The organism is Roseibium aggregatum (genome assembly GCF_017309185.1).
GTDB classification, from domain to species: Bacteria; Pseudomonadota; Alphaproteobacteria; order Rhizobiales; family Stappiaceae; genus Roseibium; species Roseibium aggregatum_B.
Genome location: NZ_JAEKJZ010000001.1, coordinates 2,117,413 through 2,131,601 on the forward strand (window position 1 = coordinate 2,117,413; position 14,189 = coordinate 2,131,601).

General features: G+C 60.8%; 14 protein-coding genes. 1 reads left to right on the top strand and 13 read right to left on the bottom strand.

Annotated features, from left to right (window positions below):
• Window positions 1-114: 114 nt before the first annotated feature.
• The 10 genes from JF539_RS09135 to speB form a co-directional block, all read right to left on the bottom strand.
• Complete coding sequence (locus JF539_RS09135; RefSeq protein WP_207139979.1) at window positions 115-1,038, bottom strand: LysR family transcriptional regulator; 924 nt, start codon at window positions 1,036-1,038, stop codon at window positions 115-117.
• Window positions 1,039-1,060: 22 nt separating this feature from the next.
• Window positions 1,061-2,548 (bottom strand): aldehyde dehydrogenase, encoded by a 1,488-nt coding sequence (locus JF539_RS09140; RefSeq protein WP_207139980.1) that lies wholly within the window; start codon window positions 2,546-2,548, stop codon window positions 1,061-1,063.
• Window positions 2,549-2,574: 26 nt separating this feature from the next.
• Window positions 2,575-3,249, bottom strand: a complete 675-nt coding sequence (locus tag JF539_RS09145) for a DUF1028 domain-containing protein (RefSeq protein WP_207139981.1) — start codon at window positions 3,247-3,249, stop codon at window positions 2,575-2,577.
• Between the two features lie 9 nt (window positions 3,250-3,258).
• Complete coding sequence (locus JF539_RS09150) at window positions 3,259-3,678, bottom strand: RidA family protein (RefSeq protein ID WP_207139982.1); 420 nt, start codon at window positions 3,676-3,678, stop codon at window positions 3,259-3,261.
• Window positions 3,679-3,708: 30 nt separating this feature from the next.
• Entirely contained in the window at window positions 3,709-4,968 is a 1,260-nt protein-coding gene (locus JF539_RS09155; protein ID WP_207139983.1) for a flavin-containing monooxygenase, read from the bottom strand.
• Between the two features lie 97 nt (window positions 4,969-5,065).
• A complete protein-coding gene (gene argE, locus JF539_RS09160) occupies window positions 5,066-6,217 on the bottom strand; it encodes an acetylornithine deacetylase (RefSeq protein ID WP_207139984.1) in 1,152 nt (383 codons plus the stop codon).
• Window positions 6,218-6,286: 69 nt separating this feature from the next.
• Complete coding sequence (locus JF539_RS09165; protein WP_207139985.1) at window positions 6,287-7,066, bottom strand: ABC transporter ATP-binding protein; 780 nt, start codon at window positions 7,064-7,066, stop codon at window positions 6,287-6,289.
• Between the two features lie 11 nt (window positions 7,067-7,077).
• On the bottom strand, window positions 7,078-7,872 hold the full coding sequence (locus JF539_RS09170) for an ABC transporter permease (protein ID WP_207139986.1): 795 nt from the start codon (window positions 7,870-7,872) through the stop codon (window positions 7,078-7,080).
• Between the two features lie 18 nt (window positions 7,873-7,890).
• On the bottom strand, window positions 7,891-8,868 hold the full coding sequence (locus JF539_RS09175; protein ID WP_207139987.1) for an ABC transporter substrate-binding protein: 978 nt from the start codon (window positions 8,866-8,868) through the stop codon (window positions 7,891-7,893).
• Window positions 8,869-8,956: 88 nt separating this feature from the next.
• On the bottom strand, window positions 8,957-9,961 hold the full coding sequence (gene speB, locus JF539_RS09180; RefSeq protein WP_207139988.1) for an agmatinase: 1,005 nt from the start codon (window positions 9,959-9,961) through the stop codon (window positions 8,957-8,959).
• Between the two features lie 100 nt (window positions 9,962-10,061).
• Here speB and JF539_RS09185 point away from each other — a divergent pair, with 100 nt between their 5' ends.
• Window positions 10,062-10,967: a LysR family transcriptional regulator gene (locus JF539_RS09185; protein ID WP_207139989.1), complete on the top strand. Its 906-nt coding sequence runs from the start codon at window positions 10,062-10,064 to the stop codon at window positions 10,965-10,967.
• Between the two features lie 35 nt (window positions 10,968-11,002).
• On the opposite strand, the gene JF539_RS09190 is transcribed toward JF539_RS09185, so the two are convergent.
• From JF539_RS09190 to JF539_RS09200, 3 genes are read right to left on the bottom strand one after another with little or no spacing between them, the layout of a single operon-like run.
• Window positions 11,003-12,367: an aminotransferase class III-fold pyridoxal phosphate-dependent enzyme gene (locus JF539_RS09190; RefSeq protein WP_207139990.1), complete on the bottom strand. Its 1,365-nt coding sequence runs from the start codon at window positions 12,365-12,367 to the stop codon at window positions 11,003-11,005.
• Entirely contained in the window at window positions 12,364-13,140 is a 777-nt protein-coding gene (locus tag JF539_RS09195) for a carbon-nitrogen hydrolase family protein (protein ID WP_207139991.1), read from the bottom strand. Before JF539_RS09195 ends, JF539_RS09190 begins: the two co-directional genes overlap by 4 nt.
• Window positions 13,141-13,159: 19 nt before the next feature.
• On the bottom strand, window positions 13,160-14,188 hold the full coding sequence (locus JF539_RS09200) for an extracellular solute-binding protein (protein WP_207139992.1): 1,029 nt from the start codon (window positions 14,186-14,188) through the stop codon (window positions 13,160-13,162).
• Window position 14,189: the final 1 nt, after the last annotated feature.

The window sequence follows — 14,189 nt, forward strand, 5'->3', positions numbered from 1 at the left end:
ACACCCAGCGGTTTTCGATCGAAATTCGACCGGTCCGTTGACCCGATTTGCTGCGGAGGCGTCGAAGGCGACGCAACGGACTCCACGACTTACGGATCAATCAGAGGGGAGGCGTCAAGGAGCCATCATTCCGGGAATATATCCTTGAGAAATGATGCTTTTCGCATGGCTGACAAAAGCTTCCAGAAGCTTGGTTTGCCTGAGCGCGGTCAGGGTCGCCAGCCCGAGGGTCATGGGGCGGTGGCTGCCGTCAATGGCCACCCTGGTCAACGTCCGGCCATCCAGCGCCACATTGGAGCGTGGCGCCGTATTGACCAGGGTATAACCGAACCCGTTGGCCACCATTGTGCGGATGACATCCGGCTGAGTCAGCCGGTAGGCGATATTCGGTGTCAGGCCGTCCATGTCGAACAGGGACAGGAAATAGTCTCTTGAATGGGGCAGGTCGAGAAACACCAGGGGGAGAGCGGCGAGTTCTTTCAAGGTCGTCCTGCTTTCCCGTGCCAGCGGATGGTTCTCGCCGACAAGAGCGTGGACAGGCAGCTCCACCAGAGGCTGAAACGTCACATCCTCGGAAAGCCGGAGATCGTAAGTCACCGCGATGTCGACCTCCGCTCTTCGAAGGCTCGCAAGGAGCCGCTCCTGATGGTCGATCAGCGGGGATACGCTTGCTTTCGGAAACGCAGACGTAAAGGAGAGAGTCAGTTCCGGAAGGATCATCGGCGCCAGCGTTGTCAGGCATCCCAGGTTGAGGTTTCCGTGGACCTCTTCGTGCATCTGCGAGGCGGCGGCATAAAGCCCGCCGGCCTGTTCGAGCAAACGCTTGGCTTCTTGAAAGAGCGTTCGCCCGGAGGGGGTGAGGGAAAGCCCTTGCGCGTGGTGGCGCAGAAAGAGCTGAACGTTCAGCTCTTTCTCCAGTTGGGCAATAGCTGTCGAGATCGACGGCTGGGAGACATGGATGCGTTCCGAGGCCCGGGCGATGCTTCCCGTTTCGCCCGCGGCAACGAAATACTCAAGCTGTTTCAGCGTGAAGCGCATTCATGCCTCGACGTTGCGGTTGTCAGTACTTGATCCACGTGGTCTTCAGTCCGCTGAACTTGTCGAAGGCATGCAGCGACAGGTCCCGGCCGATCCCCGACTGCTTGAAGCCGCCAAACGGCGTCATCGGAGAGACCGCGTCTACCGTGTTCACGGATACGGTTCCCGCCTTGAGTTTGGCGGAAACCCTGTGCGCCCGGGACAGATTGGACGTCCAGACAGAGGCCGCCAGACCGTAGATCGTGTCGTTGGCGATCTGAATGGCCTCTTCTTCCGTTTCAAAACTGATCACCGACAGGACCGGACCGAAGATTTCTTCCGCCGCCAGCCGGTTGCCGGGAGCGACATCCGCGAAGATGGTTGGTTCGATGAAGCAGCCTTTCCCATCGACGGAAACGCGATTGCCGCCGCAAAGTAGCCTCGCGGTGGACCGGCCTTGTTCGATGAAGGATATGACGCGATCGGTCTGTTTCTCATCGACCATCGCCCCCATGGATGAGGCCGGATCGAGCGGGTCTCCGGGCATGAAGTTTCCGGCCCGTTCAACGAGTTTTGCAACGAACTCCTCCGCGATGGAGGCCTCCACCAGAAGGCGGGAGTTCGCGGTGCAGACTTCGCCCTGATTGAAGAAGATGCCGAGCGCGGCCATGTCGGCGGCGGCATCCAGGTTGTCGCAATCCGCGAAGATGAGGTTCGGGCTCTTTCCGCCGCATTCCAGCCAGACCTGTTTCATGTTCGACTGACCGGAATATTCCAGAAAGTACTTGCCGACTTCCGTGGATCCGGTGAAGGCAACGCAGTCGATGTCCGGATGAAGACCGATGGCCTTGCCTGCCGTTTCGCCGTATCCGGTGATTATGTTCAAAACGCCTTCGGGAAGGCCCGCTTCCAAAGCCAGTTCCGCCAGCCGGACGGCGGAAAGCGGCGACTGCTCGGCGGGTTTGAGAATGACGCTGTTGCCCATGGCCAGGGCGGGTGCGCATTTCCAGGTGGCCATGTCGAGCGGGAAGTTCCAGGGAACCACCGCGCCGACGACGCCGAGTGGCTCGCGCCGGACCAGTGCCAGATCGCCTTCGCCTGTAGGGGCGATCTCGTCATAGACCTTGTCGATGGCTTCCGCGTACCACTGGAAGATCGCAGCCGCTCCCGGCACATCGATGGTTGCCGCGTCCCGGACAGGTTTGCCCATGTCGAGACTGTCCAGAAGGGCGAATTCCTCGCCGTTTTCCCGGATCAGATCCGCAAGCTTCAAGATGACGGCCTTGCGCTCCGCCGGCGACTTTCCGGACCAGCGCCCGTCCTCGAAGGCGGCGCGGGCAGCCTTGACGGCGGCATCGACATCGTTCGCGTCACAGGAGGGCAGGGTGGAAAGCACGGCCCCCGTTGCCGGATTGATCGTGTCGAAGGTTTTGCCCGAAATGGCCTGAACCGGCTTGCCGTCGATAAGAGCATGCGCCGGAAACCGGATTGCCTCCGCCTTTGCGACCCAATCCTTGTGCGTGAGTTCCATGTTTGAAGGTCCTTGCTTTTTGATGTCTATTCGTCGCCTGGCACGCCGTAGCTGGGGGCCGCTGTGGGATCGATGGCGCGGGTGACGTAGTCCTCGAGCTGTGGCTGATAGATATGCCAGAGCGACTTGAGGGTTTCGATCGGACAGTCTTCCGTCCAGTCCACACGCAGATCCGCGATCGGCCAGCTCACGTCGCGCACCATATAAAGACCGGCGGAGTGTACCGGCCCCGCTTCTCCGCCGGCCTCGAGCCCGGCCTTCATGGCGGCAATCAGCCGGTCGCCGAGCGCGCCGGGCCATTCTTCGAATGCGGCCACCATGGCCCCGGGGACGGTTTCGTTGGCGAGCAGATTGCCTGCCGCCGCGCAGTCCACGCCTTTCGCGGTCGCGTTTGTTCCGAGGGTTTCAGACCCGGAAAAAAAGGCGCTCCCGCCCGACGAGTCGAGTACCACGAGCTGACGCCAGTCCGCCGTCGGATAATCCTGCAAAAGCGCTTCAAGCGCGTGGTCGGCGTCCAGGCCGCCTTGCAGCAGATCCAGGCCCTTCGGTCCGAGCGACGGGTCCGTAATGTTCTGAGACGCCACAACGCCCACGCCAGCACGGGCATGGGCGCAGCGCGCGGCGACAGCCGGCGAAGACGAGGAGATGGCAATCCCCATCGCGCCGGTCTCTGCACATCGGGCGGCAATCGAAAACGTCATGCGATAATCCTAACCTTCGTCGGGAATGACGGCGGTGACATCGATCTCCACCAGCCATTCCGGCCGGGCAAGAGCCGAAACGACAATGCCGGTGGAGACCGGAAAGACGCCTTTCAGCCATTTGCCGGCCACCCGGTAAACCTGCTCTCTGTAACGCGGATCGACAATATAGATGACGATTTTGGTGACATGCGCCAGCTCGGACCCGGCTTCTTCCAGCAGCATCTTGATATTCGCCATGGCCTGTTCGGCCTGCGCTGTCACATCGCCGACGCCAATATTTTCAGAGGTGTCGAGGTTCTGTCCGATCTGACCGCGGACGAACACCATGGTGCCCTTGGCAACCACGACCTGACAGAGATCGTTGTCGAGCGCCTGCTCCGGATAGGTGTCCTTGGTATTGAACTTGCGGATACGTTTGTGGGCCATGAGCCGCTCCGTTTCTTTTTGCATCGCCGGTCAGGCTTTTTCAGCCTGGCTTTCGTAGATCATGTAACCGCGCTGCTTGGACATGTGGTCGGCCAGGTACTTGGCGTCGAACCAGACACCCCAGATGAAGGTCGATCCCCGCCGTGTCTGCCAGGGCAGGCCCAGGAAGTAGACACCGGGTTCACTCGACACGCCGCGCTGATGTTTCGGCGCACCGGTTTCGTCCAGGGCGTCGACCTTCAGCCAGCCGTAATCGCGTTCAAACCCGGTCGCCCACAGAATGGTGGAGATGCCTTCCTTTTTCAGGTCGAGTTCCAGAAGAGGATCTCTGACACAGACCGGATCGGGGCCGATTTCGCGGGCCTCCGGCTCGACAGGCAAATCGAGCCCGTTGCGTTCCACATAGGCGTCCGCTTCGTCCAGGAGCGCCAGGTAGTCGGCATCGCCGTCCTCTATGTTCTTTTTGAGGTCCGGTTGAAAGCGCATGATGCCGTTCTCGAAGCCTGCTGTTCGACCAAGCAGGGTCATGCCGCCTTCCGCAAGACGCCGGAAGTCGACGGTCTTGCCGCCCTCAGCACCGCTGACGGCGATCGTCGTGTGCTCCACGCCGGGCGTCGCCTCCGCGTCCCACTTATTCAAGACGCCTAGCCACCAGACGAAGTCCCGGCCGCGATAGCTGCGCGGTGGTCGGCCGTGGGGACCGACGGAGAGATAGACCTTTCGTCCCGCCTGCTGCAGTTCGTCGGCGATCTGGGTTCCCGACGATCCCGCTCCGATGACGAGGACGCCCCCCTCGGGCAATTGCCCGGGGTTCTTGTAGGAGGCAGAGTGCAGCTGAAAGACACCGGCGGTGTCCGGCACCATTTTCGGGAAGACGGGGGTCTGGAAAGCTCCGGTCGCCGCGATCACGAAGCTGGCTTCAAAGGTGCCATCGGTGGTTTCGACGTGAAATCCCTGCTGCCCGGACAGGCGACGGACCTCGGTTACTTCAACGCCGCACCGGACGGGTGCATTGATCTTCTGCGCATAGGCGACAAAATAGTCAGCGACTTTTTCCTTCTCGGGGAACGCGTCCGGATCGGTGTCGGGAAACTCCATGCCGGGAAACCGGTCGTGCCAGGCCGGACCGTTCGCGACGAGCGAATCCCAGCGTTCAGATCTCCAGCGCTCCGCGATCCGGGCGCGCTCCAGAACGACATGGGAAAGGCCTGCGCGGCTCAGATGCTCGCTCATGGCCAATCCGGCCTGCCCGCCGCCGACGACAAGCGCTTCCACTTTCTCAACTGGCATATCCGTCCTCTTTGCTGCCGTGGGTCAGAACGACCACCATGTCAGACGCCGGAGCTTAGATAAAATCTTACTTTTCAAACTTTAGCTTCAAAAAAACCTAAGCAGCAAGGCGGTTGGTTATGCGGGTCAGCATCGACCTGCAGGCTTCCATTTGCGCGCGGGTCACGAATTCATCCGGTTTGTGGCCCTGATCCATGCTACCCGGACCGCAGACAAGGGCCGGGACATCCAGCGCGGAAGAAAACAGACCGCCTTCCGTTCCGAAGGCGACCTTGATGGCTTGGCTGCCTTGCGCAAGCGACATGGCCGTGGCGAATTCGCGGCTCTGGCTGGGCGTATCGAGACCGGGATAGTCGCTGACGACATCGATCTTTATTCCAGCATCGGGAAACCGGTCTCTGGAGGTCTTCGTCAATTTTTCTGCCGCGTCGAACAGCCTGTCCAGGAGGGACCGCGGATCGTCGCTGGCGATGTTTCGGATTTCGAAATCCAGCGTGCAGGCGTCCGGAACAATGTTCAGAGCCGTGCCCCCCTGAATGATACCGGCATGAAGGGTCGAATAGGGGATATCGTAGTCGTCGTCCCGGCTGCCTGTCTCCACGATCTCCGTTTGCAGGGTCCTGATTTCCTGCAGGAAATCGGCGGCAAGATGAATAGCGTTGAGGCCGGTCGGAGCAAGGGCGGAGTGGGCGGCGACACCGCAGCAGGTGGCCCGCGCGCCGATCTTGCCCTTGTGGCCGGTGGCGATCTGCATTGAGGTCGGTTCGCCGATCAGCACCCAGTCCGGTCGGAAACCCTGTTTTGCTAGTTCGCCGAGCATGGGCCGCACGCCGACGCAGCCGATCTCCTCGTCGTAGGAAAGCGCCAGATGCAACGGACGCTTCAGCGGGTGCATTTGGGCCGCAAGAACCGCCTCGATGGCGCAGGCGACAAAACCCTTCATATCCGCGGTGCCGCGCCCATAAAGCCGGCCGTCTTGCTCGCTCAGGCGAAAGGGATCACGGGTCCAGGGCTGTCCGTCGACAGGCACCACATCCGTATGGCCTGATAGAACGATCCCGCCGGGCCCTGCGGGACCGACTGTCGCGAACAGGCTGGCCCGGTCTCGGGTCTCGGAGGGAAAAAGCCGGCACTCGATACCGTTTCGTCCCAAGAGGTCGGCGACAAAGGTGATCAGATCGAGATTGCCGTCCCGGCTCACCGAGGGAAAGGCGATCAGTCGGTCCAGGATATCGAATGCATTGGTCATGCCGGCAATTCACGATATTTGCGGCTTCTTGGCCAGTCCCATTTTGTGGAACGGTCCTATGGGACCGGGTCAGGCCATCTGGGCGCGCATGGCCTCGTCGTGCATCAGTGACAGGATTTCCCGCTTGTATTCCATGAATTGCGGTGACGTCAGCACATCGATGCCGCGCGGGCGTTCGATGTCGATGGACAGTGTTTTCTTGAACCGGCCCGGACGCGCGGACATAACATGCACCTCGTCGCCGAGGAAAACCGCCTCATCGATGTCGTGGGTGATGAAGAGCACCGTCTTTCGATGCTTCTGCCAGATCTCCAGAAGAAGCTCCTGCATCAATTGCCGGGTCTGGCTGTCGAGAGCGCCGAAGGGTTCGTCCATCAGCAAAATCCGTGGGTCGTTGGCAAGAGCGCGCGCGAGCGCCACCCGCTGGCGCATGCCGCCGGAAAGCTCTTTCGGATAGGAGTTCTCGAAGCCCTTGAGATGGACACTTCCGATGAGTGTATCGGCAATGTCCTCGCACTCGGACTTGGGCAGGTTTTTCAGTTTCGGACCGAACATCACGTTCTCCCGGACCGTCAGCCAGGGAAACAGCGTGTAGCTCTGGAAGACCATGCCCCGGTCGGCGGAGGGACCGGAAATCGGTTTGCCGTCGAGGTCCATCTGGCCGCTTGTCGGCGTTTCCAGACCGGCGACCAGACGGAGCAGCGTGGATTTTCCGCAGCCGGAGGGTCCGACAATGACGGAAAAGGTGTTGTGCGCGACCGTCAGCGAGACATTGTCGAGCGCCAGGACCGCGGGTTTGCCCTTGGGCTCGAAACGCACGGTGATATCGGCAAGAGAAAGCAGGCTCATCGACTAAGACCTCAAAAATCCGCGGACCAGGGAAGCAGGCGCTGGCGTAGCCATTTGAACAGGAAATCCGTCAAAAGACCCAGGATGCCGATGGTGAAGACGCCAAGCAGGATGACATCCGTGAACAGACCGCGCATGGCGTTGAGGATCATGTAGCCAAGACCGCTGTTGGCGGCGACCAGTTCCGCCACGACGAGATAGGTCCAGGCCCAGCCCATTGTGACGCGCAGGTTGTCCATGACGCCGGGCATGCAGGCCGGAAGGAGAATGCGCCAGACGACCTGCTTGCGGTTTGCGCCAAGGGTGTAGGCACAGTCGATGAGATCCTTGCTGACCCGTGCGGAGACGTCGGAAATCAGGATGAGCTGCTGAAAGAAGGTGCCGAGAAAGATGACCATCACCTTCTGCTCCAGTCCGATGCCCACCCACAGGATCAGGAGCGGGATCAGCGCGGAGACCGGGATATAGCGCATGAAGCCGGTGATTGGCTCCATGAACGCCTGAACGGCCTTGAAGCTGCCCATCAGAATGCCGAGCGGAACGGCAAGCACGGAGGCGAGAAGAAAGCCGGACAGGATCACGGTCAGGCTCGAACCCATGTGCTTGAAGAGCGACAGGTCCGAGACATGCTCCACGCCGGCGGAAAACACTTCCACGGGCGTCGCCAGGAAGTCTGGCGGCATGTAGCCGCCGTAGGTGAGCAGGCACCACAAGCACAGCACCGCGAGCACGGAGGAAATGCTCAAGCCAATGTAGTAGCTTCGAGGTATTTCGGTTTTCGGTGAAAACAGCGAGGTGGTGTTCATGATGCCTGCTCCGCCGCCTTACTGGACGATGCCGGTCGCGACCATGGAAGCCGGATCGCTTTCAAGCTTGAAGAGACCGGCTTCCTCGCCGAGGGCCTTCGCGTCGGCGATGGTGCCAAGAATGCCGTCAGCGTTCGAAGCATCCATGAACTTGACGTTCATGTCGCCGTCGTAGAAGACGATACCGGCGCGGGTTTCGGCAAAGACCGCCGGATCCTTCAGCCAGCCGCCGACACCTTTCGCCATGATCTCGTCGGCTTCCTTTTCATTCGCCTTCTGCCAGTCGACCGCCTTGACCCAGGCCTTGTAGAAGCCCTGCATTTCGGCCTTGTGGTCCTCGAGGAATTTCTCGGTGGTCACGGCCACGTCGGTGATCAGGCCGGGCGTTGCTGAACTGTCGATCAGAAGCGTGCCGTGCTCGGTGTCCTTGCCGCGGGTCAGCCACGGTTCCCATGTCACGGCGGCGTCGACACGACCGGCGACGAAAGCCGCGCCGGCATCACCGGCTGTCATGTTCTGGGTTTCGACATCGGAGAGCTTCAGACCGGCTTCCTTCAGAAGGACGCTCAGGAAGAACTGGGAAACGGAGCCTTCCGTGTAGGCGACCGACTTGCCCTTGAGATCGGCGACGGACTTGATGTCCTTGTTGGCGACAATGCCGTCACCGCCGGCGCTGTCGTCAAGCGCGAACAGATAGGTGAGGGGACGCTTGGGAGAGGTGAAGCCCAGAACCGTATCGATGGTCGTCACCGCGACGTCGATGCGGCCGGCCGCAAGCGCGGGCATACGCGTCTTGGTGTCTTCCATGACGATCAGTTCGACATCGAGACCTTCCTCCTCGAAGAAGCCCTTGTCCCTGGCGATATAGAGCGGTCCGTAGCCGACCCAGGTGGAGTGGCCGACGGTCAGTTTTTCCGCGGCTTGCGCGGGGGCCATGGAAAACGCGGTTGCCACCGCAAGCGCTGCGCCGCCGAGGCGGGAAATCAGTTTGTTCATGTGTTCTGCTCCGGAATGGTTGGGTTGTGCTGCAGTCGTTCGTTGTTATTGCCCTTGTCGGGTCTGCTTCTTTTGTTGGTTCCAGTCCTCAGCGTTTCGTCCCCGGTGCTCGTGCGAGAACGCAGAGCAATTCGAACATGATCGACACACCGACCCAGGCCGTTCCTCCCGACGTGTCGAACGGAGGTGAGACTTCAACGAGGTCCGCGCCGATGACGTTCAGCCCGTCCAGCAGACGCACCATCCGCTGGGCTTCACGGGTGCTGAAGCCTCCGATCTCCGGTGTACCGGTCCCCGGTGCAAAGGCCGGATCAATGCCGTCGATATCGAAACTGACATAGGTCGGCAGATCGCCGACGATCGCGCGGGCCTCGGCCATGACCTCGTCTACACCGCGCTCGTCCAGTTCTTCGATGCGGATGATCCGTACGCCCTGTGCGAGGCCCCATTTGATGTCTTCGTCGTCATACATCGTGCCGCGAATGCCGATCTGGACGACCCGCTTGGGGTCGAGGTAACCGTCCTCGATCGCCCTGCGAAATGGCGTGCCATGGGTGTATTTGAAGCCGCCGAAATAACTGTCGAACAGATCGGTATGAGCATCGAAATGGATCATGCCGACCGGTCCGTCCGCCGCAAGCGCCTTGAGGATGGGATAGGAGATCAGATGATCGCCACCGGCGCTCAACGGTGTGATGCCTCGTTGTTTCAGCTTGGTGTAGAAGCCGGTGATGCGGTCCAGGGCGTCGGCGACATCAGCCGGGTTGACCGGGGAGTCGCCGAGATCGGCCACGTTGCGCTCCTCGAAGGGACGCGTGCCGAGGGCGGGATGTATGCGCCGGATCATGGTCGACAGGTCGCGCAATTGACGCGGACCGTGGCGGGTGCCCGGCCGGTTGGTGGTGCCGCCGTCCCAGGGGACGCCCACGATGCCGATATCGACCAGATCGGTCTTCTCGTCTTCCAGGTCCAGAAGCGGCAGCCGCATGAACGTCGGCACGCCTGCGTATCTGGGAAGGTCGAAACCGGAAACCGGCTGAAAGAATTCGTTGTCCTGTTCGGACCCTGGACCGGATGCGGTCGGCTCGGACATGGTGTGCTCCACGATTGGTCAAGAGCGCCATGTTGCCATGCAACATCACGTCCGATAATATCGAATTACAAGAGTAAACGTCCGAAGATCTCAATGTATCATGGTTTCCTCCGTCTCCCCCTTGAGCGACGTCGACCTGCGTCAGTTGCGCATCTTTCGTGCGGTCGTCGACCACAATGGATTTACCGCGGCCCAGGATGAACTCGGTCTGTCCAGATCGACGATCAGCGCCCAGATGGCGGCGCTTGAAACACGTCTGGGCCTGAAACTCTGCCGGAGAGGCCGGTCCGGGTTCTCGCTCACCGAACAGGGCCAGAAGATCTACGCCGAAGCGATCAAGTGTTTCGCGGCTCTGGAGAATTTCCGCAACGAAGTCGGTGTGATGCGGGGCGGGCTTGTCGGTGAACTGCGGATCGGCGCGGTCGACGTACTGGCCGAGAACCCCAAATGCCACCTGCCGGATGCCATCGCGCTGTTCAACGAACGGGTTCCGGATGTCAATGTGACGATCATGGTGTTGTCGCCCAACCAGCTTAGCACCGCGCTGTTGAACAAGCAGATCGAAGTGGCCATCGTGGCCAACCAGCCGCTCAACGCCGCCTTGCAGCTGGAACAGCTCTTTTACGAGGAGCAGAACCTGTACTGTGGTACGCGGCACGAATTGTTCGCCGCGCAGTCCGGGGAGCTTTCACTGGACAGGATTTCAAAGCTCACCTACGCGCGGCGCGGCTATACGATCGCAACGGCGTACAATTCCGTCTTCGCGCATCCGCCCCGGGCGACCGCTTATTCGATGGAAGGGCTCGCCCATCTCATCCTGAGCGGGCGCTATGTCAGCTTCCTGCCGACCCACTACGCGGCGCAATGGGTCGAACGCGGCGAAATGCGGGCGTTGAGGCCGGATCTCGTCAGTTTCCAGATCGGCATGTGCATCGCCCACTACCCGGTGAGTACGCTGTCCCGCGTCGCCGAGATCTTTCGGAGCTGCCTGCTCGAAGTGCATTGACCGAGGTTCGGATCGTCGCCGAACCTCGAAGTGCGTCAGAGCGTGGCAGTGACTTCCAGAATGCTCTCCCGCAGAATATCTGCGATCTTCGCGATCTGTTCCTCAGACAAGATCAGCGTCGGAGACAGGATCAGGATATTGCCGAGCGGACGGGCGATCAGACCGCGTTTCTGGGCGGCCTTCGCCAGTTTCAGACCGATGGCGTCTTCCGGTGCAAAGCCTTCCTTCGTCGCCTTGTCCTTCACGAATTCGATGCCCATCATGAAGTGGCTGCCGCGGACTTCTCCGACGATGTCGAGATCGGCAAGCCCGCGCAGGGCGTTCTCGAAGACCTTGCCGGTTGTCCGGACCTGTTGCGGGATCTGTTCCTGTTCCATGACGGCGATGTTGGCAAGCCCGGCCGCGGCGGCGGCCGGGTGACCGGAGTAGGTCATGCCATGCAGGAACATGCCGCCGGGACGGGAAATCACCTCATGGATTTCGTCGGAAACGATGGTGGCCGACAGCGGCTGATAGCCGGAGGTCAGTCCCTTCGCGGTGGTGATGATGTCTGGTGTATGGCCGAAGACGTCCTGCGAGGCAAAGAAATGGCCCAGGCGGCCGAAGGCGGTCACGACCTCATCGGCGATGTACTTGATGTCGTAGTCCGCGCAGACGGCGGCCATGCGGGTGTGATACCCCTCCGGCGCCACAACGACACCGCCGGCGCCCTGGATCGGTTCGGCGATGAAGCAGGCGATGTTTTCCGCTCCGATCCGTTCGATGTTGTCCTTCAGGTCCTGAACGAGGGCATCGCAGAACTCCGTTTCGCTCAAGCCGCCGCCCTCGCGCCAGTGATGCGGGCTCTTCAGATGGTGGACCAGGCCTTCAACGTGGTCCCAGCCTTCGGAATAGAGCGGCGTCGTCATGGCGATCGCCAGATGGGTCGAGCCGTGATAGGCGCCGATACGGCTCAGGACCTTTTTCTTTTTCGGACGGCCGAGACGGTTGTTGTAGTGATGCAGGATACGCACCGCGCTGTCGTTGGCGACCGATCCGGAATTCCCGAAATAGACCTTGTTCAGGTGACCCGGTGCCAGGCTGGCAATCTTTTCAGCCAGAGCCGCCGCCGCCGGATGCGTGAAGTTGTAGAAGGTGGAATAGAAATCGAGCTGGGTGAGCTGCTCCGTGATCGCGTCGATGATTTCCTTGCGGCCATGACCGACATTGACGCACCAAAGGCCGCCGATACCGTCGATCAACTGGTTGCCTTCGCTGTCGCGCACCATGGTTCCGTCCGCGCCGACGATCACGGTCCGCGCGCCGTCCTGCTTCAGCAGATTGAGATCCGCGAAGGACTGAATGAGATGGGTATCCGCGGTGAGAACGGCGTCGGTGGTCATGTTCGGCATCAGGGTCATCGAAACTTTCCTTCCCGGTAATCCTCGCGCTGCAGGGACAGGAGGTCCGGCGCGATGTCTGTGATTGGTGTGAGGTCCGCCACGAGGAGCGTCTCGCCCCGTCCGGCGCTTGCGAGAACCTGGGCGTCGGGCCCGGCGATCAGCGACTGCCCGCAAAAGGCGAGGCCGTTTTCAGAACCGCAATAATTCGCGTAGGCAATCGTCAGTCCAGCCTCCGCCGCCCGGGACGGTACGAAGACCCTGGAAACATGGTCGAAGCGCTGCGGGTTCGCGGTTGGAACCAGAACGAGGGAGACACCCTCGTCTGCGAGCGCCCGGCTGTGCTGGGGAAACTCGATATCGTAGCAGATGAGAAGCGCGGTCTTCCGACCTTGGAAATCAAAGACGGTGTAGTTCTCGCCGGCAACGAAGCTTGCCTTTTCCATCGGCCCGAAAAGCTGGATCTTGCGGTAATGCCCCAGAAGCTCCCCGGTCTCCGAGAAAGCCGACGCCGCGTTGTAGACGTTGTCCTCGTCCCGTTCGGCCCAGCCCACCGTCAGGCCGCACCCCGTCTGTCGGGCAAGCCTGGCAAGCCGTTCGCTCCAGACCCCGCCCAATGGCTGGGCGAGGTTTCGATGCAGGTCCGGCCTGTTGTAGCCGGGCAGAAAAAGTTCGGGAAAGACGGCCATGGCGGCGCCGGCCCTGGCGGCGGCCGAGAGCTGGGTCTCGAGACGGGCAAAGCCCGCTTCGATATCCCCGCCGATGGCGGGCCCCTGATAGAGCGCCAGTTTCATGACCGTCGTTTCCTAAGACTTACTTCTTCAGGTTGGTCCAGATGGCGTCGTATAGAACCTGGACTTCTTCCGGACAGGCTTCGACGAAAACACCATTCTGGTCCGCAGGCGGGTTGGATTCGGGCGAGTTCTTCACTTCCGGATCGAGGAACTCGTCGGCCCCTTTGACACCGGCGGTGTACTGCGCGTAGTTCGTGACGGCTGCCGCGTTTTCAGGCTCAAGCAGGAAGTTCATGAACTTCAGGGCGTTGTCCCGGTTCGGGGCGTCCTTAAGCAGCACCACGTTGTCCATCCATACGATCATGCCTTCCTTCGGGAAGGCGTATTCGATGTTGGCGCCTTCCGCGCGGGCCTTGGCGGAGAAGCCCGACCAGATCATGCCCGCGGCCGCATCGCCGGAAACAAGCACGTCCTTGGCGACATCGGAGCCGAAGGACGCCCAGGACGCCTTGGCCTTCTGCACCAGCGCGTTCAGCTCCTTCAGCTGGTCGCGGTCGGAGGTGCATTGCGGGATGCCGAGATAGAGGGACGCAAGCGTCAGGGTTTCGCCTGCGGTGTCGAGAACGTTGATCTTGCCTTTCAGCTCTTCCGGCGGATCGAAGATGACGGAGAGGCTGTCGATGGAGCCGTCGAACACGTCCCGGTTCACCGAAAAGGACGTGGAACCCCACTGATAGGGAATGGAACTCTTGCGGCCCGGATCGAAGGCGACATCGACCCACTGATCCTGGATATTGCCGAAATTGGACAGTTCGGAAGCTTCGAACGTGTCGAGCATGCCTTCCGAATTCAGGATCTTGACCATGTAGTCGCCCGGTACGGCGACATCGTAGCTGCCGAGTTTGCCGGCCTTGAGGGCAGCCAGCAAAGCCTCGTTGCTGTCGAAGGTGTCCATGGTCACCTCGACGTCGTATTCTTCCGAAAACTTGTCGAGCAGTTCCTGCGGGATGTACTCGAACCAGTGATAGATCGAGAGCTTGCCCTCGGCCTGCGCTGCGGCGGTGAGGCTCAGGAGAGCCAGCCCTGTCGTTGCCAGTAGTTTCTTCATT